This is a genomic window from Dorea chungnamensis, from assembly GCF_039832125.1.
Lineage (GTDB): Bacteria > Bacillota > Clostridia > Lachnospirales > Lachnospiraceae > JAFBIX01.
Genome location: NZ_JBDOHT010000014.1, coordinates 18,381 through 43,622 on the forward strand (window position 1 = coordinate 18,381; position 25,242 = coordinate 43,622).

General features: G+C 40.8%; 20 protein-coding genes and 1 pseudogene. 19 read left to right on the top strand and 2 right to left on the bottom strand.

From position 1 onward, the window contains the following. Positions 1–13: 13 nt before the first annotated feature. The 4 genes from prfB to ABE613_RS11920 all read left to right on the top strand — a co-directional run bounded on the left by prfB (position 14) and on the right by ABE613_RS11920 (position 4,793). A protein-coding gene (prfB, locus tag ABE613_RS11905; protein WP_420370566.1) for a peptide chain release factor 2 occupies positions 14–1,118 on the top strand; the annotation gives its coding sequence in 2 pieces (ribosomal slippage) (positions 14–76 and positions 78–1,118; 1,104 coding nt in all). Between the two features lie 15 nt (positions 1,119–1,133). After that, positions 1,134–2,357, top strand: coding sequence for a homoserine dehydrogenase (locus ABE613_RS11910; protein WP_235231705.1), 1,224 nt, complete (start codon positions 1,134–1,136; stop codon positions 2,355–2,357). A 22-nt stretch (positions 2,358–2,379) separates the two neighbouring features. Next, complete coding sequence (locus tag ABE613_RS11915; protein WP_347376472.1) at positions 2,380–3,591, top strand: cofactor-independent phosphoglycerate mutase; 1,212 nt, start codon at positions 2,380–2,382, stop codon at positions 3,589–3,591. After that, positions 3,585–4,793 carry an aspartate kinase gene (locus ABE613_RS11920; RefSeq protein WP_235231703.1) on the top strand — a complete coding sequence of 403 codons (1,209 nt, stop codon included), beginning with the start codon at positions 3,585–3,587 and terminating at the stop codon, positions 4,791–4,793. The genes ABE613_RS11915 and ABE613_RS11920 overlap by 7 nt, the downstream gene beginning before the upstream one ends. On the opposite strand, the gene ABE613_RS11925 is transcribed toward ABE613_RS11920, so the two are convergent. Continuing rightward, on the bottom strand, positions 4,790–5,194 hold the full coding sequence (locus ABE613_RS11925; protein WP_235231701.1) for a helix-turn-helix domain-containing protein: 405 nt from the start codon (positions 5,192–5,194) through the stop codon (positions 4,790–4,792). The two genes, ABE613_RS11920 and ABE613_RS11925, sit on opposite strands and share 4 nt — an antisense overlap. A 110-nt stretch (positions 5,195–5,304) precedes the next feature. Next, on the bottom strand, positions 5,305–5,748 hold the full coding sequence (locus ABE613_RS11930) for a CYTH domain-containing protein (RefSeq protein WP_347376473.1): 444 nt from the start codon (positions 5,746–5,748) through the stop codon (positions 5,305–5,307). A 109-nt stretch (positions 5,749–5,857) separates the two neighbouring features. Between ABE613_RS11930 and ABE613_RS11935 the strand changes: the two genes are divergently transcribed. The 15 genes and pseudogenes from ABE613_RS11935 to uvrA all read left to right on the top strand — a co-directional run bounded on the left by ABE613_RS11935 (position 5,858) and on the right by uvrA (position 25,123). Then, positions 5,858–6,406, top strand: a complete 549-nt coding sequence (locus ABE613_RS11935) for a DJ-1 family glyoxalase III (protein ID WP_347376474.1) — start codon at positions 5,858–5,860, stop codon at positions 6,404–6,406. A gap of 11 nt (positions 6,407–6,417) precedes the next feature. Beyond that, on the top strand, positions 6,418–7,107 hold the full coding sequence (locus tag ABE613_RS11940; protein ID WP_347376475.1) for a hypothetical protein: 690 nt from the start codon (positions 6,418–6,420) through the stop codon (positions 7,105–7,107). Between the two features lie 121 nt (positions 7,108–7,228). Next, positions 7,229–8,515 carry a trigger factor gene (gene tig, locus ABE613_RS11945; RefSeq protein WP_235231696.1) on the top strand — a complete coding sequence of 429 codons (1,287 nt, stop codon included), beginning with the start codon at positions 7,229–7,231 and terminating at the stop codon, positions 8,513–8,515. A gap of 28 nt (positions 8,516–8,543) precedes the next feature. Further along, a complete protein-coding gene (gene clpP, locus ABE613_RS11950; protein WP_235231695.1) occupies positions 8,544–9,125 on the top strand; it encodes an ATP-dependent Clp endopeptidase proteolytic subunit ClpP in 582 nt (193 codons plus the stop codon). Positions 9,126–9,158: 33 nt separating this feature from the next. After that, a complete protein-coding gene (gene clpX, locus ABE613_RS11955) occupies positions 9,159–10,418 on the top strand; it encodes an ATP-dependent Clp protease ATP-binding subunit ClpX (RefSeq protein WP_235231693.1) in 1,260 nt (419 codons plus the stop codon). A gap of 79 nt (positions 10,419–10,497) precedes the next feature. After that, the gene (gene lon, locus ABE613_RS11960) at positions 10,498–12,864 is read left to right on the top strand and encodes an endopeptidase La (RefSeq protein ID WP_347376476.1); all 2,367 of its coding nucleotides are present in this window, start codon (positions 10,498–10,500) and stop codon (positions 12,862–12,864) included. Between the two features lie 11 nt (positions 12,865–12,875). Then, positions 12,876–13,493 (top strand): ribosome biogenesis GTP-binding protein YihA/YsxC, encoded by a 618-nt coding sequence (gene yihA, locus ABE613_RS11965; RefSeq protein ID WP_347376477.1) that lies wholly within the window; start codon positions 12,876–12,878, stop codon positions 13,491–13,493. Then, positions 13,483–14,625: a sporulation integral membrane protein YtvI gene (gene ytvI / locus ABE613_RS11970; protein ID WP_347376478.1), complete on the top strand. Its 1,143-nt coding sequence runs from the start codon at positions 13,483–13,485 to the stop codon at positions 14,623–14,625. The genes yihA and ytvI overlap by 11 nt, the downstream gene beginning before the upstream one ends. A gap of 38 nt (positions 14,626–14,663) precedes the next feature. Beyond that, positions 14,664–16,205 carry a nitrite/sulfite reductase gene (locus ABE613_RS11975; RefSeq protein ID WP_235231686.1) on the top strand — a complete coding sequence of 514 codons (1,542 nt, stop codon included), beginning with the start codon at positions 14,664–14,666 and terminating at the stop codon, positions 16,203–16,205. 4 nt (positions 16,206–16,209) lie between these two features. Beyond that, the gene (locus ABE613_RS11980) at positions 16,210–17,265 is read left to right on the top strand and encodes an acyltransferase family protein (protein ID WP_347376479.1); all 1,056 of its coding nucleotides are present in this window, start codon (positions 16,210–16,212) and stop codon (positions 17,263–17,265) included. Between the two features lie 213 nt (positions 17,266–17,478). After that, positions 17,479–17,748: pseudogene (locus tag ABE613_RS11985) on the top strand (DEAD/DEAH box helicase family protein); the annotation flags it as partial. 364 nt (positions 17,749–18,112) lie between these two features. Then, positions 18,113–19,114 carry a virulence RhuM family protein gene (locus tag ABE613_RS11990; RefSeq protein WP_235231682.1) on the top strand — a complete coding sequence of 334 codons (1,002 nt, stop codon included), beginning with the start codon at positions 18,113–18,115 and terminating at the stop codon, positions 19,112–19,114. 208 nt (positions 19,115–19,322) lie between these two features. Beyond that, on the top strand, positions 19,323–19,985 hold the full coding sequence (locus ABE613_RS11995; protein ID WP_347376480.1) for a PDDEXK nuclease domain-containing protein: 663 nt from the start codon (positions 19,323–19,325) through the stop codon (positions 19,983–19,985). A gap of 286 nt (positions 19,986–20,271) precedes the next feature. Continuing rightward, on the top strand, positions 20,272–22,266 hold the full coding sequence (gene uvrB / locus ABE613_RS12000; RefSeq protein WP_347376481.1) for an excinuclease ABC subunit UvrB: 1,995 nt from the start codon (positions 20,272–20,274) through the stop codon (positions 22,264–22,266). A 13-nt stretch (positions 22,267–22,279) separates the two neighbouring features. Continuing rightward, positions 22,280–25,123, top strand: coding sequence for an excinuclease ABC subunit UvrA (gene uvrA / locus ABE613_RS12005; protein ID WP_347376482.1), 2,844 nt, complete (start codon positions 22,280–22,282; stop codon positions 25,121–25,123). The last annotated feature ends 119 nt before the right edge of the window (positions 25,124–25,242 follow it).

Consider the following 25,242-nt stretch of genomic DNA (forward strand, 5'->3'; position numbering starts at 1 on the left):
AAGAGGTGAAAAAGTGGTTGAATTAGATCAGTTTAAAGTTGTTATGAATGCCTATGAAGAGCCTCTTGCCGAGATGAGGGATTCACTTTGACCTGGAAGGCAAGGAAAGACGGATAGAAGAACTGGAACGAAAGATAGAAGAACCTGGGTTCTGGGATAATCCGGAAGAGTCTCAGCGATTTATGAAAGAACTGAAAAGTCTTCAGGATATGGTAAAGATTATTCACGAATTATATGCTTCTTATGATGATATCAATCTGTTGATTGAGATGGCATATGAAGAAAACGATCCTTCGATGCCAAAAGAGATTGAAAAAGAGATTCAGGAGTTTGAAGAAGCGTTCGAATCGTTACGGATTCAGACATTGTTGTCTGGTGAGTATGATTCCTGTAATGCAATTTTTACGATTCATGCTGGTGCCGGAGGAACGGAATCCTGTGACTGGGCCAGCATGCTCTATCGAATGTACAGCCGCTGGGCAGAACGAAAAGGATTTACGATTCAGGTGTTGGATTATCTGGATGGAGATATTACAGGAATTAAGACGGTTACATTCGAGGTGAATGGTGAAAATGCTTACGGGTATCTAAAGTCGGAAAAAGGCGTTCACAGACTTGTGAGAATATCGCCATTCAATGCGGCTGGAAAAAGACAGACATCCTTTGCATCCTGTGATGTAGTGCCAGACATTGAAGATGAGATAGATATTGAGATTGCCGATGATGATCTGAAGATAGATACCTATCGTGCCAGCGGAGCGGGTGGGCAGCATGTCAACAAGACGTCTTCTGCGATTCGAATCACGCATCTTCCCACAGGGATTGTGGTACAATGCCAGAATGAACGTTCTCAGCATTTTAATAAAGAAAAAGCAATGCAGATGCTGAAGGTAAAACTTCAGCTCATGAAAGAGCAGGAACAGGCAGAAAAAGTATCAGATATCCGAGGTGAAGTAAAAGAAATTGGATTTGGCAATCAGATTCGTTCTTATGTTATGCAGCCATACACATTGGTGAAAGATCACAGAACGAATGTGGAGAGCAGCAATGTGAATGCGGTATTAGATGGCAATATTGATATATTCATAAATGCATATCTGAAAGAAACTGTAAGATAATTGAGGGAGGAACATATGGTAAATATAGCGGTTATGGGTTATGGAACGGTTGGTTCAGGAGTGGTAGAGGTTGTCAATACCAATGGAGCACGTATCAACCAGAGAATAGGTGATGAATTAAATATTAAATATGTACTTGACTTGAGAGATTTCCCGGGAGATCCTGTTCAGGATAAGATTATTCATGATTTTGAGACTATCGTGAATGATGATGAGATTAAGATTGTTGTAGAAGTTATGGGAGGAATTGAACCAGCCTATACTTTTGTGAAAAGATGTCTGCAGGCAGGAAAGAGTGTGGCGACTTCCAATAAAGCACTGGTAGCGAAGCATGGTGCGGAGCTGTTGTCAATTGCGAAAGAACATAACATTAATTTCTTGTTTGAGGCAAGTGTCGGAGGTGGAATTCCAATCATCCGTCCATTGAATTCGTCTCTGACAGCTGATGAGATTGAAGAGATTACTGGAATTCTGAATGGAACAACAAATTATATGTTGACGAAGATGTTCTATGAGGGGGCTGATTACGATACAGTGTTAAAAGAAGCACAGGCAAATGGATATGCAGAACGCAATCCTGAGGCTGATGTGGAAGGATATGATGCGTGTCGTAAGATTGCAATCTTATCTTCTTTGATCTCTGGACAGCAGGTGGATTTTGAAGATATCTATTGTGAGGGAATTACAGAAATTACTGTGGAAGATATGAAATATGCAAAAGCGATGGGAACAACCATCAAACTGCTTGCATCCAGCAAGCGCTATGCTGGAAACCGTCTTCATGCGATTGTTGCACCTTGCATGTTATATCCAGAGCACCCACTTTACAATGTAAATGGAGTCTTTAATTCAATCTTTGTGCATGGCAACGTCCTTGGTGATGCAATGTTCTATGGAAGTGGCGCAGGAAAGCTTCCGACAGCAAGTGCGGTAGTGGCAGACGTTGTGGATGCAGCAAAGCATCTGAATCGCAACATCATGACGATGTGGAAGCAGGAAAAACTGCATTTGGAAGATAAGGCTGATGCAAAACGTCGTTTCTTTATCCGTATGAAAGGAAATGCTGATGAGATGTTGCCCAAGCTTCAGGATTCGTTTGGTGATGTGGAGATCGTTAAAGCAGAAGGGCTGGAAGGCGAATTTGGCTTCACGACGCCGGTGATGATGGAAGGAGATTACGACACCAGAGCAAATATCTACAAAGATCAGATATTACATATGATACGTATTGAAGACTAGAAGGAATGGGAGAGAGATAATTATGAAATACGTGGTAGTACTTAGTGATGGGATGGCCGGGAGACCATTGGAGGAGTTGGATGGCAGGACGACATTAGAGGCTGCCAATACACCGACAATGGATGCCTTGTCACCAGTTTCTGAACTAGGGATGGCATCTATGGTTCCGGAAGGAATGGCACCGGGAAGTGATACCGCTAATCTGGCAGTTATGGGATATGATCCGAAGATTTATTATACGGGGCGTTCTCCGTTGGAAGCACTTAGTATTGGCGTGGACATGGAAGATACAGATGTATCATTCCGCTGCAATATAGTGACTCTGTCAGAAGAGGATTGCGCTTATGAGGACCGTACGATTATCGATCACAGTTCGGATGAGATCAGTACAGAAGATGCAGCGATTCTTGTTGAAGCACTGAAAGAAGGTCTGAAAAAGGAAGGATATGAATTCTATGTAGGAACCAGTTACCGTCATCTTCTGATCTGGAAGAATGGTAAAGTGGTTGAACTTACACCTCCTCATGATATTCTGACGAAACGAATTGGAGACTATCTGCCGGAAGATGAAGTCCTTCGGGATATGATGAAGAAAAGCTATGATATTCTGGAAAATCATCCGTTGAACATAGAGCGCAGAAAGAATGGATTGCATCCGGCCAATTCTGCATGGTTCTGGGGCGCTGGAAAGAAACCGGCATTGACGTCATTTGAGGAGCGCACAGGCAAGAAAGGTGTTATGATCTCTGCTGTCGATCTTCTGAAAGGGATTGCGGTAGGAGCCGGCATGGACCGTATCATTGTAGAAGGTGCCAATGGCGGACTTCATACTAATTATGAAGGAAAGGCACAGGCAGCTGTGAAAGCATTGACAAAAGATGGGTATGATTTCGCTTATATTCATGTAGAAGCTCCAGATGAGATGGGACATCAGGGAAGTATTCCGGATAAAATAACAGCAATTGAGAATGTCGATAAAAAGGTGTTGAATATTGTGGTGGATGGATTAAAACAGGCACAGGAAGATTTTAGAATTCTGCTTTTGCCGGATCATCCAACCCCAATTGAAGTTCGTACACATACGGGAGAGCCAATCCCATATCTATTGTATGATAGTACCGGTTCACAGGCGGGACTTCCGACATATAATGAGAAGACTGCGGCTTCAACGGGGAGAAACTGGGCAGACGGCTACCGGTTAATTGGACACTTGTTACAGGAGGAATTATGCTAATTGTAAAGAAATTTGGCGGCAGTTCTGTGGCCAACAAGGAACGTATCTTCAATGTTGCAAAACGTTGCATTGAAGATTATAAAGATGGAAACGATATAGTGGTTGTACTTTCTGCTATGGGGGATACAACAGATGAATTGCTGGAATTGGCAAATACGATTAATCCAAAGGCGAAGAAAAGAGAACTGGATATGCTCCTTACGACAGGTGAGCAGGTGTCGGTATCATTGATGGCTATGGCAATGCAGTCACTGGATGTACCAGCAGTTTCATTGAATGCTTTTCAAGTAAGAATGCATTCTACTTCTCGTTATGGCAATGCACGTTTTAAACGTGTAGAGACCGAGCGAATTCTTCATGAACTTGATTCCAGAAAGATTGTTATTGTCACTGGTTTTCAGGGTGTGAATAAATATGATGATATTACAACCTTGGGAAGAGGTGGATCAGACACAACAGCAGTGGCGTTGGCGGCAGCTCTTCATGCGGATAAATGCGAGATATATACGGATGTAGATGGTGTCTATACTGCTGATCCAAGGGTGGTGAAGAATGCCAGAAAGATTGACGAGATTACATATGATGAGATGTTGGAGCTGGCAAGTCTCGGTGCAAAGGTACTTCACAACCGCTCGGTAGAAATGGCGAAAAAATACAATGTTGAGTTAGTAGTACGATCTAGTTTGAATCGCTCGGAAGGAACCGTGGTCAAGGAGGGAAAAGGTATGGAAAAATTGTTAGTAACAGGTGTGGCAGCCGATAAGAATACAGCCAGAATCTCTGTGATTGGAGTACAGGATAAGCCGGGAATCGCATTTGCTATCTTTGACACGCTTGCAGGAAATAACATTAATGTAGATATCATCCTTCAGTCTGTCGGAAGAGAAGGTACCAAGGATATCTCCTTCACGGTAGCATCCGACGACTTGGAAGAAGCAATTAAGGTGTTAGGAGAGAATAAAGAAAGACTTACAATTCAGGACATCACATGGAATGAAGATGTCGCAAAATTGTCAGTCGTAGGAGCTGGAATGATGAGTAATCCAGGAGTTGCGGCAAAGATGTTCGAATCTCTCTATAATTCCAGAGTAAATATTAATATGATATCTACCTCTGAAATTCGCATTACAGTGCTGGTTCCAAAGAAAGATATTGATAAAGCAATGAATGCAGTACATGATGGATTTGCACTGTCTGATTAAACAGAATTTTTGGAATTAGAGTGAAGAAAACCGGTAATGATCTGTTTATTCTCTTTAGAAAGTGTGCGGAACTGGGTGATAAGATCCAGTTCTTCATCTGTGAGATAGATGGTATTGCCGGTTTTTTTGTCTTTGACAAAAGTATAAGGAACTACAGTTTCTGATACTTTGTCAGAATAGATCGTCGTGTCTTGAAGGTTGCCGAGAACGAGATCGTTCAGGTTAACCTGATAGAAAGTCGTAAGCTGCAGAAGAGAATCCAAGTCAGGTGTGCGCTTACTGGTCTCATAGTTTGAGTACGCCTGTCTGGATATATTCAGAATCTGACTCAGAGTAGTCTGAGTCAGGTTGTGCTTTTTTCGTAGATATTTTAAGTTATTGGCTAACTGTATATTAGGCATAATGTCAACTCCTACAAGGCATTTCTCTTGTTAGTATAGCAATTTGGCCAATAAATAGATATCTATGCATCGAATCGTTTCAAAATACAATAAAGCAACAAAATGTTGCTTTACAATTTGCTGAGAGTACTGTTGTGATATTTACCAGAAAAAGTAACATCATCCCCGAACCAGGATGGTGGGACAAAGGCAAGTGCGGCTTCTTCCGAGGGAAATTCTACTTCGACAAGAATAAGAGGCGCGAGATCGCCTTCAAAAATATCCAGTTCTGCAGCAAGATCATTGTTCAAGGGAATCATATAACGTTTCTTTTGAATAAGACGCCCATCAATCTTAGTGAGAAGATGTTCATAAGCTTCCTGTGTCAATGGAAGATTGTATTCCATTCGTGTCATAAATCCCTTGGATTTATAAGTAAGCTCATATTTTTCATTGTCACGTCGGATGCGTACAACGGGATCGGTATTGAGATAGCCTTGTTCAATAATTCGGCATGGATAGCCGCTCAAAGATTCAGGCAGTTGCTGTACGAGATATTTACGTTCTATTTCCAATGTTTCGGACCTCCTGTCTATAAATCAAAAAAAGTATTATAGGTATCATAATATAGTTTACACCAAAAGTAAACGGTGTTAGAATCAAATGTTAAGGAGGATGATAGTGATGAAAAAAGTAAGTGTAATTTTAGCTGATGGATTTGAAGAAGTTGAAGCACTGACAGTGGTTGATTTACTTAGAAGAGCAAAAATTTATGTGGATACTGTTTCCACTACAGAAGAATATACGGTTCATGGAGCACATGGAATCAATGTCCAGACAGAGGATCTGTTTGAAGAGGTTAATTTTGTGGAATCTGATATGATTGTTCTGCCGGGAGGAATACCGGGGACCACGAATTTGAATGAGCATGAAGGTGTCCGTAGAGTTGTAAAAGATTTTTATAACGAGGGAAAATATGTTGGAGCAATCTGTGCAGCACCAACGGTACTTGGCAATCTGGGATTACTGAAAGGAAAGCGTGTCAGCTGTTATCCATCTGTGGAAAAGGAGATTCAGGGTGCGGTTATGACTGGAGCGAATGTAACAGTGGATGGCAATATCATTACCAGTCGGGGAGTTGGAACGGCGATAGACTTTGCACTGAAATTAATTGAAGTCCTGTCAGGACCAGAAAAGGCAGCTGAGATTGCAGATGCAATCATATATTATTAAGAGAAGCGACTATGAAAATGGTGATGAATAAGCGAAAAAAGTGGGGAAAACTGTGCGTGTTGATCGTGGTGTTAATGTTAACAGCGACAGGATGTGGAAAAAAGTTTGATGCAGCCGGATATGTACAGGCAGTTCTTGATCTGACCTTTCAGGGAGACATTACACAGGCGAAGAAGTATTCAAAAGATGCAACGGAAGAATCCTTGATGCAGATGTACCGTGATTCGATTGATCAGTTTGTTTCCAGTAACATTACGAATGAGATTGAGATGAGCGACACGAAGACATCGCAGTTTGCAGAACTGGTATCTAAGATATTCACGACTATGCGTTATAACGTGAAAGAAGCCAAGAAGACAGGTAAAGGAGAATATGAAGTAACGGTTGAGATTCATCCGTCTGATGTATTCGTAGATTTTCAGCAACTTTTGACGGAAGATTCGTTAAAAGTCGCTCAGAAGATAAAAAATGGAGAGTATGAAGGCGCATCGGAGGAAGAGACTACTCAACAGATATTAAATGATATCGTGAATCATGCCTATGAACTTTTGGAAGTCGCTTATATGGACAGCCAATATGGGGAAAAGAAAAGTGTAGTTCTTCATGTAAAACAGGATAAAGACAAGGAATATTACATTGATGAGGATGATATGGACCAATTAATCCGAAAAATACTTCGGTTAGATGAAATTCAAGGCTAGATATTTCAGAAGCTTTGTGTTATACTTCTTTGGTGAATGTAATGTAGTGTAGTCTGCCCATCTTCCCGACTACCGAAAGATAGGCAACCCGAAAGAGTATAGAAACAGGAGGAAATAGTAAATGAGTTTACAGGTAGAAAAATTAGAAAAAAACATGGCAAAACTTACCATTGAAGTTTCTGCCGATGATTTAGAGAAAGCGCTTCAGAGTGCCTATATGAAGCAGAAAAACAAAATCTCTCTTCCAGGATTCCGTAAAGGAAAAGTACCACGTCAGATGATTGAAAAAATGTACGGCGCAGAGATCTTTTACGATGATGCAGCAAATGCTCTGATTCCAAAGGCATACGCAGATGCATATGATGAATGTGAACTTGAGATCGTATCCAGACCAGAGATCGATGTTGTTCAGATCGAAAAAGGAAAGCCATTTATCTTTACAGCAGAAGTTGCAACAAAGCCAGAGGTTACTCTTGGTGAGTACAAAGGACTTGAAGTAGATAAGATCTCTACACGTGTCACACAGAAGGAAGTAGATGCAAAGGTTCAGGAAGAAGCTGAGAAGAACGCAAGAACAATTACAGTAGAGGACCGTCCGGTACAGGATGGAGATGAAGTAATCCTTGATTTTGAAGGATTTGTTGATGGCGTTGCTTTCGAAGGCGGTAAAGGAGAGAACTATCCGCTGACAATTGGTTCCGGATCATTTATCCCGGGCTTCGAAGAGCAATTGGTTGGCGCTGAAGCTGAAAAAGAAGTAGAAGTCAATGTAACATTCCCAGAAGATTATCATGCAGAAGATCTGAAAGGAAAAGCAGCTGTATTCAAATGTACAATCCATGAGATCAAGGCAAAAGAACTTCCGGAGATTGATGATGAATTCGCAGCAGAAGTTTCAGAATTTGACACATTAGAAGAATACAAAGCTGATATTAAGGCAAAGATTAAAGAACAGAAAGCTTCTGAAGGCAAGACAAAGCAGGAAGATCAGGTTGTTGAACAGGCTGTTAAGAATGCAGAGTATGAGATTCCAAAGGCTATGATCGAGACTCAGGCTTTACAGATGGTAGAAGACTTCGGTCAGAGAATCCAGTCTCAGGGACTTACTATGGAACAGTACTTCCAGTTTACAGGAATGACTGCTGACAAGATGTTAGAAGAGATGAGACCTCAGGCAATCAAACGTATCGAGACACGTCTTGTATTAGAGGCAATTGCAAAAGCTGAGAACATTGAGATCAGTGATGAAAAGTTAGATGAAGAGCTGGCTAAGATGGCAGAAGCTTATAAGATGGAAGTTGATAAGCTCAAAGAGTTCATGAGCGACAATGAAAAGAAACAGATGAAAGAAGATATGGCAGTTCAGGAGGCTGTTACCTTCTTGGTAGAGAATGCTGTTGAAAAATAAGAATATGTAGTCAGGAGGAGGCATATACATGAGTTTAGTACCTTATGTCATTGAACAGACAAGCCGCGGGGAACGCTCCTACGACATCTATTCAAGATTATTGAAAGATAGAATTATTTTCCTGGGAGAAGAAGTGACAGATGCATCTGCGAGTGTGATCGTAGCTCAGCTGTTATTCTTGGAAGCAGAGGATCCTGAGAAGGATATCCATCTGTATATTAACAGCCCGGGAGGTTCTGTGACAGCCGGTATGGCGATCTATGATACCATGCAGTATATCAAATGTGACATAGAGACTATCTGTATCGGTATGGCTGCAAGTATGGGATCTTTCTTGCTGGCAGGGGGAACGAAGGGCAAGAGACTGGCTCTTCCAAATGCAGAGATTATGATTCACCAGCCATCAGGCGGTGCACAGGGGCAGGCAACTGAGATTAAGATTGCGGCAGAACATATTTTGAAGATTCGTCAGAAATTAAATCAGATATTAGCAGAAAATACAGGACAGCCGTTAGATGTGATCAGCGCTGATACAGAGCGTGATAACTTCATGTCTGCGGAAGAAGCAAAAGCATATGGCTTGATCGATGAGGTAATCACGAGACGCTAGTGCAAGGCATCTGTCCTTAGACGAGGTGAGAGTGTGGTAGGAAAGAACGATGATCAGGTGAGATGCTCCTTCTGTAATAAGACGCAGAATCAGGTAAGAAAATTGATCGCAGGTCCTAATGGGGCATATATCTGTGATGAGTGTGTGGACGTCTGCTCTGAGATTATAGAAGAAGAATTCGAATATGACAATGGAAGAAGATGGAATCCATTTGCGGATATTAATCTGTTAAAGCCGGAAGAGATCAAGGAATTTCTGGATGAGTATGTAATTGGTCAGGATGAGGCAAAGAAAGTCTTATCAGTTGCTGTGTACAATCATTATAAGAGAATCATGGCAGGAAAAGATCTGGGAGTGGAATTGAGCAAGAGTAATATTCTTATGCTTGGTCCTACCGGATGTGGTAAGACATTGCTCGCACAATCTCTTGCGAAGATTTTGGGTGTTCCATTTGCTATTGCGGATGCGACTGCTCTGACGGAAGCCGGATATGTAGGGGAAGATGTGGAGAATATTCTCCTGAAGCTGATCCAGGCTGCCGATGGAGATATTGAGCGTGCTGAATATGGTATCATTTACATTGATGAAATTGATAAGATTACGCGTAAATCAGAAAATCCATCTATCACAAGAGATGTTTCTGGAGAAGGTGTTCAGCAGGCATTGCTTAAGATTGTGGAAGGAACTGTTGCGAATGTTCCGCCACAGGGAGGAAGAAAACATCCTCATCAGGAATTGATTCAGATCGATACTACCAACATCCTGTTTATTTGTGGCGGTGCGTTTGAAGGAATTGATAAGATTATTGAAAAACGTATTGATCAGAAATCCATTGGATTTAATGTTGAGATTGCAGAAAAGCATGAGAATGATGTTGACCGGTTACTGCAGCAGGTGTTGCCGCAGGATCTTGTAAAATACGGTCTGATTCCAGAATTGGTAGGGCGTGTTCCGGTTACGGTATCTTTGGAAATGTTAGACAGAGAAGCTTTAATTCGGATTCTGACAGAACCAAAGAATGCAATTGTAAAACAATATCAGAAAATGCTTGAGTTAGATGGCGTTGAATTGATTTTTGATGACGAAGCACTTGAGGCAGTTGCTGAAACTTCGCTTAAGAGAAAAACTGGCGCCAGAGGTTTGCGTGCAATCATGGAGAATATCATGATGGATATCATGTATCAGGCTCCATCAGATGAGACGTTGAAGTCATGCCGTATTACAGAAGACGTCGTAAAAGGAATCGGAGAACCGGAGTGTGTTCACACATCCGTCAGATTTGAAAGTGCATAATAACAAAAGGCGGGTGCAAATAGTTCAGTTGTGCCCGCTTATTTTTACTCTATAAGAACTGTGATTAGGAGAAATATTTATGAACAGAGAGACAATGAGTCTGCCAATGGTAGCTTTGAGAGGAGTTGCTGTATTGCCGGAAATGGTACGTCATTTTGATGTCAGCCGTGAAAAATCGCTCAAGGCTATTGAAGAAGCCATGGAAGGGAATCAGAAGATATTCTTGTCAGCCCAGAAGGATATTGAGGCAGAAGACCCGAAAATGGCAGATGTATATCGGGTTGGATGCGTTGCAACCATCCGTCAGATTGTAAAATTACCGAAGAAAATAAACAGAGTCCTGGTGTCTGGGGATACCAGAGCATGTATAAATACGATAGAATTTGAAGAACCTTATCTTAGAGCTAATGTTACTACAATGCCAGATGAGGATACTTCTGTAGAAGATATAGGAGCGGAAGAACATCCGCTAAATATGGAAGCCATGCTTCGGGGAATGAAAGATATTTTCAAAGAGTACCTTTTGAAGAATCCCAAATTATCGAAAGAGTTGGCGCTTCAGATTGAAAATATAAATGAATTGTCAAGATTAGTAGATATCATTGCAGCAAATGTTCCCTTCTCTTATCTGGATGCCCAGCAATTGCTGGAAGAAACGAATTTGATGAGAAGATATGAATTGCTTGCTTATAAGTTAGTCAATGAGATTCAGATTTTGAATGTAAAAGATGAGATTCAGGCGAAGGTAAAAGAAAGAGTAGATAAAAATCAGAGAGAATACATTCTTCGCGAAGAGTTAAAACTGATCCGTGAAGAATTGGGAGATGACAATACATTGTCAGATGCAGAAGAATTCCAACAGAAAACGGATGAACTTCAGGCGCCGGAAGAAGTGAAGGAAAAGCTTAATAAAGAAATCAAAAGATTTAAAAATTCCATGGGTAATCCCGCTGAAATCGGAGTTACACGTACTTATATTGAGACGGTTCTGGAGATGCCATGGGATAAGATGTGTGAAGAACATCAGGATATTGCTTTTGCAAAGCAAGTATTGGAAGAGGATCATTATGGATTGGAGAAAGTAAAAGAACGAGTGCTGGAATTTCTGGCAGTTCGTGCGCTTACAAAGAAAGGTGAGACGCCAATTCTGTGCCTGGTGGGACCTCCGGGAACTGGAAAAACATCGATAGCGAAATCATTAGCCAGGGCATTGAAGAAGCCTTATGTGCGCATATCTCTTGGTGGTGTACGTGATGAAGCTGAGATTCGTGGACATCGTAAGACTTATGTAGGAGCAATGCCAGGAAGAATTGCTAATGGATTAAAACAAGCAGGCGTGAAGAATCCGTTGATGTTATTGGATGAGATTGACAAGGTCAGCAATGATTATAAAGGAGATACTTTCTCTGCGTTATTGGAAGTATTGGACAGTGAGCAGAACCATAAGTTCCGTGATCATTATCTGGAGGTTCCGGTAGATTTGTCAGAGGTATTGTTTGTAACGACTGCGAATACTTTACAGACAATTCCAAGACCGCTTTTGGATCGTATGGAAGTGATTGAGGTCAGCAGTTACACAGAGAATGAAAAGATGCACATTGCTATGGAGCATTTGATTCCTAAGCAAATGGAAAAGCACGGACTTACATCGGAACAATTGACCATCAGTAAGAAAGCGTTGTGGAAGATTGCACGTAATTATACGAAAGAGGCTGGAGTCAGACAACTGGAGAGAAAAATTGGAGATATCTGCCGGAAAGCAGCAAGAGAGATTCTGGAGACAAAGAAGAACGCGGTTCATGTAACGGAGCGCAATCTTCATACATATCTTGGCAAGGAGCTTTATATCTATCAGATGAAGAACGATTCCGATGAAGTGGGAATCGTCCGTGGACTTGCATGGACCAGTGTGGGTGGAGATACCCTTCAGATAGAAGTAAATGTCATGCCAGGAGAGGGAGAGATCTTACTGACAGGTCAGCTGGGAGATGTTATGAAGGAATCAGCCAGAACAGGAATCAGCTATATCCGTTCAGTCAGTAAAGAATATAAGATTCCAGAAGATTTCTTCAAATCTCACGATGTACATATCCACATTCCGGAAGGCGCTGTGCCAAAGGATGGTCCTTCTGCCGGAATTACTATGGCAACGGCTATGATGTCGGCAATTACGGGAAGAAAGGTAAGAGCAGATCTCGCTATGACGGGTGAGATTACTTTAAGAGGACGCGTCCTTCCAATCGGTGGATTAAAAGAGAAACTTCTGGCGGCTAAAAATGCCGGGATTCAGACGGTCATTGTGCCAAAAGAAAATGAAATTGATGTAGAAGAACTTTCATCGGAGATTACGAAAGGATTGGAGATCATTCCGGTATCTCATATGGAGGAATTGTTGAAAATTGCTTTTGTAAAGCAAAGAAGGGCTGCGAAACCTAAGAACAAATAAGGGGAAAAATTATGATAATCAGAAATGTTAATTTGGAAACGGTATGCGGAATAACCAGTAAGTTGCCAGAGAATACATTGCCGGAAATTGCATTTGCGGGAAAATCTAACGTAGGGAAATCTTCGCTGATTAATGCTTTGATCAACCGTAAGTCATATGCACGTATCTCGGCAACACCAGGAAAAACGCAGACGATTAATTTCTATAATATCAATGAAGAAATGTATCTGGTAGACCTCCCAGGATATGGTTATGCGAAAGTATCGGAGCAGGAAAAAGTAAAATGGGGCCAATTGATTGAACGATATCTTCATGGTTCTAAGCAGCTGCAGGCAGTGTTCCTTTTGATCGACATTCGCCATGATCCATCTGCTAATGATAAGATGATGTATGACTGGATCGTAGCACAGGGATACTATCCGATCATTATTGCAACAAAGCTGGATAAGATTAAGAGAAGTCAGATTGATAAGCAGATAAAAGCGATTAAAACAGGTCTGAATCTGGTTCCGGGAACGAAGATCATACCATTTTCTTCCGTTACTAAGCAGGGCAGAGATGACATCTGGGATCTGGTTGAGAGTGAGTACCTGATCGAAGAAGAGGTGGAACAGACGGATGAAAACTAATTTTAGAGAGCAGCTGAAAGATGACCGCCCTTACTGGAAGGTCATCGTAAGTCTGGCCTTTAGCCTGGTCGGAACATTATTGTTTCTCTATCTGGGTTACAAGTTGCTTGGATTTTTTATGCCGTTTGTAATCGGATGGTTTATAGCATATATCGCCAGTCCGGTAGTAAATTGGCTGGAAAAACGAGTGAAAATCGTAAAAAAATTAGGTTCCGTGATTATGATTGTTGGTGTTCTGGCGGCAGTCTGTTTTATAATATATTTCATTATCAGTACATTATGGAAAGAAATATCCTTCTTGATTCAAGATATGCCTGGAATGTACCGAGATCTGGAGTCTGGATTGAGTCAGATAGGGAACAGTATGGAAGGTGTCTTTGGAAAGCTTCCGGATGGAGTACAGGAAGGATGGCATACCATGGTTGCTAATTTTGACGAGATGATGGGAGAACTGATGAGTAGAATCAGTGAACCTACTGTGTCAGCTGCCGGAAGATTCGCCAAGAGTATTCCGTCCGTGCTGGTAGCAACAATCGTTACTTTTATCTCCGCATACTTTTTTATTGCCGAGCGGGAAGATGTTATCCGATGGTCTAAAAAAGTAGCACCAGATGCACTGGTGAGTCGTATGACAATGGTAATCGATAATCTGAAATTTGCCGTTGGAGGATATTTAAAAGCCCAGTTGAAGATCATGGTTGTTGTATACATAATCTTGGTTGTCGGATTTATAATATTGAATATTCATTTTTCGTTCCTTTTGGGACTTTTAATTGCACTTTTAGATTTTCTGCCATTTTTTGGAACTGGAACAGCGCTGATTCCATGGGCAATATATCAATTCTTTATGGGAAATTACAAATTAGTAGTGGGATTGGTTATTTTATATGCTGTTACTCAGTTGGTGAGACAGTTGATTCAGCCAAAATTAGTAGGAGACAGCATGGGATTACGTCCATTACTCACTCTGTTCTTGCTATATACCGGATACAAGATTGGAGGTGTGTTCGGTATGATTTTTGCCGTTCCGATTGGAATGATCGCGATAAATCTATACAAGGCAGGAGCATTTGATTACATTTTGGATGATATAAAAATATTAGCAGAGGGAATATTAAGTTTAAGAAATTAGGGAACGCTGACAAAATACACAAAAAAGGAGAGAGTATTATGGAAAAATTGCTAAAAGAGTTTCGTGAGGATCTTGCGAAATTTCGAGAGATGACAGACAAGTTTTATGCAAAAGAAGTTAATATGAAAGAGTACAAAGGATTTTCCGGCGGATTTGGAAGTTATGCTCAGAAGGGTGGACAGGCAAGTATGTTAAGATTGCGTCTGCCTGGTGGAAGACTGACAAAGGAAAAATTAAAATTTGTAGTTGATTCCATTGAAGAATATGGCGTGGAAAAAGCGCATTTTACAACTTGCCAGACGATTCAGTTCCATAATCTGGATGGAAAAGCGGCTTGTGATATCATGGAAAAAGCATTGGATGTAGGAATTGTCACCAGAGGCGGTGGCGGAGATTTTCCAAGAAATACTATGGTGTCCCCTTTGTCAGGAGTAGAAGAAGGAGAGTACTTTGATGTACTTCCATATGCGGAAGCTGTATCGGATTATTTGCTTGGTTTTATTAAAACCGTTAAAATGCCTAGAAAACTGAAAGTAGGATTTTCTAACTCTCCGGCAAATGTAACACATGCTACATTCAGAGATCTGGGATTTGTGGCAACTGCCAACGGAACATTTGATGTATATAGTGCCGGCGGTCTTGGAAATAACCCTCGTATGGGTGTAAAAGTAGCAGAAGATGTGCAGCCGTCACAAGTGTTGTATTATGTAAAGGCAATGGTAGAGACATTCCTGGCATATGGAAATTATGAGAACCGGGCGAAGGCAAGAACCCGTTATATGCAGGAGTCATTAGGAGTTGAGGGATACAAGAAAGCATATCTTGAAAAATTAGAATCTGTAAAGGCAAATGAAAATTTAGATATTGATGTGAAAGCAACTCCAGTTAAGAAAGTATCTGACGGAACAAAAGTAACAGGAAAACGTGTCATCGCCCAGAAACAGGAGGGTCTGTATGCGGTTGCTTATCATCCACTTGGCGGAGTACCTGCAGTTTCTAAATTTGCAGAGCTTTATGATGTGATTAAAGATATGGAAGCAGTAGAAATCCGCATTGCACCAGATGAGACTATTTATGTCGTTAATCTGAATGGTGATGAAGCACAGAAAGTTCTGAAAGTAACGGACGATGGTGCACAAAATCTCTTTGAGACATCCGTTTCTTGTATTGGAGCGACTATTTGTCAGATTGGGCTGCGCGATTCACAGGGAGCATTGGCTGAGATCATTCATGAAGTAAGAAAATATGATTTTGCAGATGGGATATTGCCACGAATTCATATTTCAGGCTGTACTTCTTCCTGTGGAACTCATCAGATTGGAACATTGGGATTCCATGGTGGAGCAAAAAGGGTAAATGATGTTGTAGAACCTGCATTTACCTTCCATGTAAATGGCTCTGATCAGCAGGGAGAGGAACGTTTCGGAGAACAGTGGGGCATGATGCTGCAGAAAGATATGCCGGCATTCTTCGTTGAACTTGGAAAAACAATTCAGGCAGAAAATAAGACATTCGAGACCTGGTATGCAGAAGAACCTAAAAAATTAAAAACAATTGCAGAGAAGTATTTATTAAATTAACGCGATGAAAGGTAAGAGATTAGATCAATTACAATTTTTAAGATTTATAGGATTTTGTTTTATTTTTTTGTTTCATGCTCTTGGAACGAATCTTGAACCATATTTCTATTCAGCCAACTCTGCTTATGCAATGGTAAGCTTTTTCTTCATATTGTCAGGATTTGGTTCGGGTTATTCTTCTGCAGACCGATATGAGAAGCCTACGGTAAAAGCTATGTTACTCCATCAATGGAAAAAAATAAAAAAAATATATCCGATTTTGTTCTTGTCTGTTATTTACTGTATATTACAGACGGATTTGCCTTCTATAATTAATAATGGAGATATGAACGCATTAAAGGAGAGTAGCTGGACGTTGATGAAATGCTTACTTATGATCCAGGCATGGTGGAATCCATATCTTCACTATAATGGTGTTACCTGGTTCATATCGGCTATTATGTTTTTATATCTATTTGACCTTCCTGTGCGTTATCTGCTTGATAAATTACATAAAAATAAAAGAGAAAAGGCAATACTTACCGGCGTTAGCGTATGTCTGGCCATTTTTATCTTTCTTGTAGCGGTGTTGGTCAGAAATCGGGAAGATTTTGGATATTGCATCTATGCATTTCCTCCATCCAGACTGGCAGAATACTTGCTGGGAATGTGTGTGGGAAGGATGATGTATCGAGTAAATGATGAGAGAAAATCAATCGGAAATATTACATTATTCTCCTTCTTAGAAGGAGGAGCTCTGGTACTTTGGGTTGCATTATTCTTCTTACCGTTGCCAGTCAACTCATTCAGTATGCAGGTATATTGGCTGATTCCCAATATTCTTGTATTAATTATTATGGGACTCGGGAAAGGAGTTTTTTCCAATCTATTTAAAATGAAGCCATTTCAATTTGCCGGCAATATTAGTATGGAATGCTACTTACTTCATCAGCCGATATTGTTGACATATGCATCCTTTGTGCAGATGGAAAATACATTAAGAGGAACGATGTTCTATATTATGTTTAATTTTGGATTTACAATTCTGTTGAGTGCACTGCTTCACCGGAAGTCGAACTAATACTGTGGTTTATTCCAGTTCTAACATGACATCGGCAATAAAATAGCCGCTTTATACTTGTGCGGAAGAAGATGAAAAACAGTTGTAAGTATGTAGTATATAATATAAAGCTGAGAAAGTACAGAACAAACATTCGATTGTCCTGTACTTTTGTTTTATATTCTGATATAATGGCAACAGAAAATGCAGATAATAGATTCATAGGAGGATTTCATGGATCATTTTGAATTAGTATCAGAATACGCCCCGACCGGTGACCAGCCGCAGGCGATTGAGCAGTTAGTAAAAGGGTTCAAGGAAGGTAACCAGTGCCAGACGCTTCTTGGTGTCACTGGTTCAGGAAAGACCTTTACGATGGCCAATGTTATCCAACAATTAAATAAACCGACGCTTATCATAGCCCACAACAAGACTCTCGCGGCACAATTATATGGTGAATTTAAAGAATTCTTCCCAAACAATGCAGCGGAGTATTTTATGTCCTAGTTTGGAGGCAGGGTGATAACCGTGATATATAGTGCTGTTTAATATTGAATATTTCATATTTTCTGGAAAGAATTGAAATATATGGACAGAATAACAGCGGATGAACAGGTGAGATTAGTGACATGTATTTGTGTAATGTACGAGATAATATTGGTAGGAAAGTAGTAAGAGATGGAATGAGGGAAACTTTATTTCTCCAATTCTTACCATGATATAATTGTTGAGAAGTTTAAGGATGTCGCATTATATTATAAAGAGATAAAGGGAGATTACGAAATGCAAAAGTCATTAGCTTTTATTTGAAAATTTAATGATAAAGTGGATATATTCTTTAATGTTTTGAGATGAGGTGAAAATAGGAATGAATCAGGAGCATGAGATAGTTCTATATCAGGTTGAAGATACCAATATATATGTAAATGTGTTTTTCAAAGAAGATACTTTTTGGATGACACAAAAAGCAATGGCAGAATTATTTGACTGTACAACCGATAATATTTCTTTACATTTGAAAAACATTTACAAGGAAGAAGAATTAGACGAAGTGTCAACTACCGAGTTTTTCTCGGTAGTTCAAAATGAGGGTCAACGGAATGTTAAAAGAAATGTAAAATGTTATAATCTGGATGCAATCATTGCGGTTGGATATCGAGTTAACTCCAAGAAAGCTACGCGGTTTCGACAGTGGGCTACTAAAACATTAAAAGAATATATTACCAAAGGGTTTGTGTTGAATGATGATATGCTTAAAAATGGAAAGCCTTTTGGAAAAGATTATTTTGATGAATTATTGGAGCGTATCCGTGAAATCAGGGCAAGTGAGCGAAGAGCTTATCAAAAAATCACGGATATTTTTGAGCAATGCAGTTATGATTACGATAAAAACAGTGAAATTACAAAGAATTTCTATGCTTTTGTCCAGAACAAATTGCATTTTGCGGTTACGGGCAAGACCGCTGCAGAACTGATATATGAACGTGCTGATTCGGGAAAACCTGCGATGGGGTTAACTACATGGAAAGATGCTCCTGATGGCAAGGTTTTAAAACGTGATATTGGAATTGCAAAAAATTATTTAAATGAAAAAGAATTATCCCGCTTAAATAGACTGGTAACTATGTTCATTGATTATGCAGAATTAATGGCTGAAGATGAGATATTAATGAGTATGCAGGATTGGGTTGACCAGACAAATCAGTTTTTAACGAATAACAGGCGTAAGGTATTGGCTGGAAAAGGAAAAGTATCACATGATACTGCGATGGAAAAAGCTGAAAAAGAATATGAAGTGTTTAGGGTAAAACAGGATAGGGAGTATGTTTCTGAGTTTGATCGGGAAGTAGAAAAATATCTTAAAGGTTAAAGAGAAAATTAATATTACATTTTTTGAATGAAATAGAAGAATCGTTCTTTTTTGAATTTAAAAATGATGAAGTGTCCGGTGCTAAATAAGTAAAAGAGATTTCTGCGTTAGCAAATACATATGGTGAATATATTTTTGTTGGAATATCAGATACTTAAGTGAAAAACTAAATTCCAGTTGTGGATTATCTCAGTAAATATGGTCTCATTTGAGAAATATTATGCGTATTTCAGACGAAGAAGAACGCAATTTCTATTTGGATGAAGCGGCTAATGAAAATTGGACTGTAAGAGTGTTGGAACGTAATATTAAAAGTGGATATTATAAGAGAATGCTGTCTACACAGTTGCCAGATACGGAGAATAAAACATTAGAATTTGTTAAGGATCCGTTTGTGCTAGAATTTATGGGAGTAAAGCAAAATGATGGACATTTAGAAAGTGATATTGAAAAGGCTATTATTAGCAATCTTCAAAAATTCTTATTAGAAATGGGAAAAGGATTTTCATTTGTAGGTAGACAGATGAGAATTTGCACGGAAACAACAGATTTTTATATTGATTTAGTTTTTTACAATTATATTTTGAAGTGTTTTGTACTTATTGACTTAAAAACAACAAAGTTAACGCACCAAGATATTGGGCAAATGGATATGTATGTGCGTATGTTTGATGATTTGAAACGTAGGGAAGATGATAATCCCACTATTGGTATTATTTTTTGTACGGACAAAGATGAAACGATGGTTAAATATTCTGTTTTACATGAGAATCAACAGATTTTTGCTTCTAAATACATGACTGTTTTACCTACTATAGAAGAGTTGCAAAAAGAATTGGAACGAAATCAATTGATATATAATCAGGATTAAAATTATTTCAAAAAAATGCGAAAGCCATTAGATGTATTTGAATTGGCTACACGTGTGTAGCCAATTCAGTGTGTGGATAATTTATTGAACAAAATTGTCGAATCGTCAAAAAATTCAACATTTGAATCGGAATAATGTTTGTTTTCAATACATATGTTAACTTTTGAGTTCTTAAATTCGAGTAAAGGGTTAATTTGGAGTATTAACTAGATGAATTTACAATAATTACACGAATTTTTGGCTGATGGATAAATTTTTTATACTATAGATTTTAAGAGGTGTTTTTATGCAAGATGCACAAAAATGTTTTGAATTACATTCTGAATACAAGCCGACCGGCGATCAGCCGCAGGCGATTGAGCAGTTAGTAAAAGGTTTTAAAGAAGGTAACCAATGCCAGACGCTTCTTGGTGTCACCGGTTCCGGTAAGACCTTCACGATGGCAAATGTTATCCAACAATTAAATAAACCAACGCTTATCATAGCGCATAACAAGACCCTTGCTGCACAGCTCTACGGTGAATTCAAGGAGTTCTTCCCGAACAATGCGGTGGAGTATTTTGTGTCCTACTATGATTATTACCAGCCGGAGGCTTATGTCCCTTCCTCTGACACTTACATTGCCAAGGACTCATCCATCAACGATGAGATAGACAAGCTTCGCCATTCTGCCACGGCAGCGTTATCGGAGCGGCGGGATGTGATTATCGTGGCCAGCGTATCTTGCATCTATGGTCTGGGTTCGCCGATTGATTATCAGAACATGGTCATTTCCCTGCGTCCGGGTATGATCAAGGATCGTGATGAAGTTATCCGCAAGTTGATCGATATACAATATGATCGTAATGAGATGGACTTTAAGCGCGGCACATTCCGGGTTCATGGGGATGTATTGGAGGTGTTTCCGGCAGGATCTGAGGAATATGTGGTGCGGGTTGAATTCTTTGGAGATGAGATTGACCGGATCACTGAGGTTGATGTATTAACGGGAGAGATTAAGAATGAACTGAGTCATATCGCCATCTTTCCTGCTTCCCACTATGTAGTGTCGAAAGAGAATATGGAACGGGCGATTCAGGGGATTGAAGAAGAACTGGAGGAGCAGATCCGATTCTTTAAGAGTGAAGGGAAGCTTCTGGAAGCTCAGAGAATCTCTGAGCGGACGAATTTTGATATCGAGATGATGCGGGAGACCGGTTTTTGTTCAGGAATAGAGAATTATTCAAGACATTTGACGGGACTGGCACCGGGACAGCCGCCACATACGTTGATAGATTATTTCCCGGATGATTTTATCATGATGATTGATGAGTCGCATAAGACAGTGCCGCAGATTGGAGGTATGTTCCATGGTGATCAGTCCAGAAAGTCTACGTTGGTAGAATATGGATTCCGTCTGCCGTCGGCAAAAGACAATCGCCCCTTGAATTTTGAAGAATTTGAAGGTAAGATTGATCAGGTACTATTTGTATCAGCGACTCCCGGACCTTATGAGGAACAGCATGAACTGCTTAGAGCTGAGCAGGTCATCCGTCCGACAGGGCTATTAGATCCTGAGGTGGAAGTGCGCCCGGTGGAAGGCCAGATTGACGATCTGGTAAGTGAGGTCAATAAGGAGATCGCCAAGAAGAATAAGATATTGATTACGACATTGACGAAGCGAATGGCAGAGGATCTGACGGATTATATGCGAGAATTGGGCATCCGTGTACGTTATCTGCATTCGGATGTGGATACATTGGAACGGACGGAGATCGTTCGGGATATGCGTCTGGATGTCTTTGACGTGCTGGTGGGAATCAATCTTTTGAGAGAAGGTCTGGATATTCCAGAGATTACCCTGGTGGCGATTCTGGATGCCGATAAGGAAGGGTTCTTACGTTCGGCAACGTCTTTGATTCAGACAATTGGGCGTGCGGCGCGAAATGCAGAAGGACATGTTATCATGTATGCGGATGTGATGACAGATTCCATGCGTCAGGCAATCGATGAGACAGAGCGCCGCCGCAAGGTACAGATGGCGTACAATGAGGAGCATGGGATTACTCCGAAGACCATTCAGAAGAGTGTACGTGATCTGATCGCAGTATCGAAGAAGGTCGCTGCAGAAGAGATTCGGATGGAAAAAGATCCGGAGTCTATGAGTGAAAAGGAACTTGAGAAGTTAATCAAGGAATTGAGTAAACAGATGAAGAAGGCTGCAACAGAATTGAATTTTGAAGCTGCCGCAGAATTAAGAGATAAGATTGTAGAACTGAAGCAACAGCTGCAGCAGATGTGAAAGGGATAGAACAATGTCGAAGAACAATGATAAGAAGCAATATATAAGAATACGAGGTGCCAATGAGCATAATCTGAAGAATATTGATCTGGATATTCCAAGAAATGAGTTGGTGGTATTGACGGGACTCAGCGGCTCCGGGAAATCATCTCTTGCGTTTGACACTATTTACGCGGAAGGGCAGAGAAGATATATGGAATCCTTGTCATCTTATGCAAGGCAATTCCTGGGACAGATGGAGAAGCCAGATGTAGAGAGCATTGAAGGACTGTCCCCGGCGATTTCCATTGATCAGAAGTCTACGAACAGGAATCCGCGTTCAACGGTGGGAACGGTCACAGAGATCTATGATTATTTTCGATTGCTGTATGCAAGAATCGGTATTCCACATTGCCCGAAGTGTGGTAAAGAGATTAAGAAGCAGACGGTAGATCAGATGGTAGATCAGATTCTGGAATTGCCGGAGCGGACGAAGATACAGCTGTTGGCGCCGGTCGTAAGAGGAAGAAAAGGAACCCATGCCAAATTATTTGAACGCGCGAAAAAAAGCGGTTATGTCCGTGTGAGGGTGGATGGCAATCTCTATGAATTGTCGGAAGAGATTACTCTGGATAAAAATATCAAGCATAATATCGAGATTATTGTAGACCGACTGGTCGTAAAAGAAGGAATTGAGCAGCGGCTGACAGATTCTATTGAGAATGTTCTGGCACTTGCGGAGGGACTGATGATTGTGGATGTCATCGGTGGTGAGCCGATGAATTTCAGCCAGAGTTTTTCTTGTCCGGACTGTGGTATCAGCATTGATGAGATTGAACCGAGAAGTTTTTCGTTCAATAATCCCTTCGGTGCATGCCCAGAGTGTTTTGGATTGGGATATAAGATGGAATTCGATGAAGATCTGATGATTCCAGACAAGAATCTTAGCATCAGCGAAGGGGCAATCGCTGTCATGGGATGGCAGTCCTGTACGGATAAGAAGAGTTTCACTTATGCGATTCTGGATGCGCTGAGTAAAGAATATAATTTTTCTTTGGATACACCATTTAAAGATTATCCAAAAAAGATACACGATGTGTTGATTTATGGAACTGGAGGAAAAGAGGTAAAGGTACATTATCGCGGACAGCGCGGTGAGGGAATCTACGATGTGGCATTTGAAGGACTGATTCGGAATGTTGAACGGCGCTACCGGGAGACATCTTCAGAAACTGTCAAGGCTGAATATGAAGAATTTATGTGTATCACACCTTGCCATGAGTGTGGCGGACAGAGATTGAAGCCAGGAGCATTGGCTGTTACAGTAGGAGATAAGAATATCTCTGAAGTAACGGCCATGTCCATCGAAAAATTGCAAGTATTCTTAAAGCAATTGCAGTTGAGTAAGCAGCAACAGATGATTGGAGGACAGATCTTAAAGGAGATCAATGCCCGTATTCAATTTTTAATGGACGTAGGTCTGAATTACCTGACATTGGCCCGCGCAACTGGAAGCCTTTCTGGTGGAGAGGCACAGCGGATTCGGCTGGCAACGCAGATCGGCTCTGGCCTGGTTGGGGTTGCTTATATTCTGGATGAACCGAGCATTGGGCTGCATCAGCGAGATAATGACAAGTTGTTGGGCACATTGCGCCATTTGCGCGATCTGGGTAATTCTGTAATCGTTGTAGAGCATGATGAAGATACGATGCTGGCAGCAGATTATATTGTGGATATTGGACCGGGAGCTGGCGAACACGGCGGAGAAGTCGTTGCCCAAGGCACTGCAAAAGAGATTATGGAGAATAAAAATTCCATAACCGGCGCATACCTAAGTGGTAGAATTAAGATCCCTGTGCCTGAGAAACGGATGCAGCCAACCGGATGGCTGAAGGTCATTGGTGCGCAGGAGAACAACCTGAAGAACATTGATGTAGAATTCCCTTTGGGAGTGATGACATGTGTAACAGGTGTTTCCGGATCGGGGAAGAGTTCTCTTGTGAATGAGATCTTGTACAAGCGCCTTGCGAGAGAATTGAACCGTGCAAGAACAATCCCGGGAAAACATAAAGATATAGAAGGAATCAGTCAGCTGGACAAGGTCATCAATATTGACCAGTCTCCAATCGGACGTACTCCGCGATCTAATCCTGCGACTTATACGGGAGTGTTCGATCTGATCCGCGATCTGTTCGCGGCAACGCCGGATGCGAAAGCAAGAGGATATAAGAAAGGCAGATTCAGTTTTAATGTGAAGGGTGGAAGATGCGAAGCCTGTGCCGGAGACGGAATCCTGAAGATTGAGATGCATTTCCTGCCGGATGTGTATGTTCCTTGTGAGGTCTGTGGCGGAAAGCGCTATAATCGGGAGACACTGGAAGTGAAATATAAAGGAAAGAGCATCTATGACGTCCTGGATATGACGGTCGAAGAGGCGTTACATTTCTTTGAAAATGTACCCAGCATTCGAAGAAAGATGGAGACGCTGTATGATGTTGGATTATCTTATATCCGGCTGGGACAGCCGTCTACCACACTGTCAGGCGGAGAAGCGCAGCGGATTAAGCTTGCTACGGAATTAAGCAAGAGAAGTACCGGAAAGACAATCTATATCTTAGATGAGCCAACAACAGGACTGCATTTTGCGGACGTTCACAAATTGACAGAGATTCTGCGCAGGCTCTCTTCGGATGGCAATACGGTAGTAGTCATTGAACATAATCTGGATGTGATTAAGACGGCAGATTATATCATTGATATCGGGCCGGAAGGAGGAGACAAAGGTGGAACTGTAATTGCAAAAGGGACACCAGAAGAGGTCGCAAAGAACCCAATATCCTACACAGGAAAATACATCGATGCCATGCTGCGCAAGTAGATGGAATTCACAAAGATTTAAGAAAAAAAGGTTTCCATTTTCAGGAAAGTTGATTATAATGGAACGTGCACTAAAGGTGCATGTGAATAAATAAACAAATGATAATCATATAGATAGCT

What these genes read in the sequence shown, in the direction of transcription:
- ABE613_RS11920 (WP_235231703.1), top strand. Translation starts at nt 3,585, where the DNA reads ATGCTAATTGTAAAGAAATTTGGCGGCAGTTCTGTGGCCAACAAGGAA.
- ABE613_RS11915 (WP_347376472.1), top strand. Translation starts at nt 2,380, where the DNA reads ATGAAATACGTGGTAGTACTTAGTGATGGGATGGCCGGGAGACCATTG.
- ABE613_RS11980 (WP_347376479.1), top strand. Translation starts at nt 16,210, where the DNA reads ATGAAAGGTAAGAGATTAGATCAATTACAATTTTTAAGATTTATAGGA.
- ABE613_RS11975 (WP_235231686.1), top strand. Translation starts at nt 14,664, where the DNA reads ATGGAAAAATTGCTAAAAGAGTTTCGTGAGGATCTTGCGAAATTTCGA.
- yihA (WP_347376477.1), top strand. Translation starts at nt 12,876, where the DNA reads ATGATAATCAGAAATGTTAATTTGGAAACGGTATGCGGAATAACCAGT.
- ABE613_RS11940 (WP_347376475.1), top strand. Translation starts at nt 6,418, where the DNA reads ATGAAAATGGTGATGAATAAGCGAAAAAAGTGGGGAAAACTGTGCGTG.
- ABE613_RS11935 (WP_347376474.1), top strand. Translation starts at nt 5,858, where the DNA reads ATGAAAAAAGTAAGTGTAATTTTAGCTGATGGATTTGAAGAAGTTGAA.
- clpP (WP_235231695.1), top strand. Translation starts at nt 8,544, where the DNA reads ATGAGTTTAGTACCTTATGTCATTGAACAGACAAGCCGCGGGGAACGC.
- uvrA (WP_347376482.1), top strand. Translation starts at nt 22,280, where the DNA reads ATGTCGAAGAACAATGATAAGAAGCAATATATAAGAATACGAGGTGCC.
- ytvI (WP_347376478.1), top strand. Translation starts at nt 13,483, where the DNA reads ATGAAAACTAATTTTAGAGAGCAGCTGAAAGATGACCGCCCTTACTGG.
- ABE613_RS11910 (WP_235231705.1), top strand. Translation starts at nt 1,134, where the DNA reads ATGGTAAATATAGCGGTTATGGGTTATGGAACGGTTGGTTCAGGAGTG.
- lon (WP_347376476.1), top strand. Translation starts at nt 10,498, where the DNA reads ATGAACAGAGAGACAATGAGTCTGCCAATGGTAGCTTTGAGAGGAGTT.
- uvrB (WP_347376481.1), top strand. Translation starts at nt 20,272, where the DNA reads ATGCAAGATGCACAAAAATGTTTTGAATTACATTCTGAATACAAGCCG.
- ABE613_RS11925 (WP_235231701.1), bottom strand. Translation starts at nt 5,194, where the DNA reads ATGCCTAATATACAGTTAGCCAATAACTTAAAATATCTACGAAAAAAG.
- tig (WP_235231696.1), top strand. Translation starts at nt 7,229, where the DNA reads ATGAGTTTACAGGTAGAAAAATTAGAAAAAAACATGGCAAAACTTACC.
- ABE613_RS11990 (WP_235231682.1), top strand. Translation starts at nt 18,113, where the DNA reads ATGAATCAGGAGCATGAGATAGTTCTATATCAGGTTGAAGATACCAAT.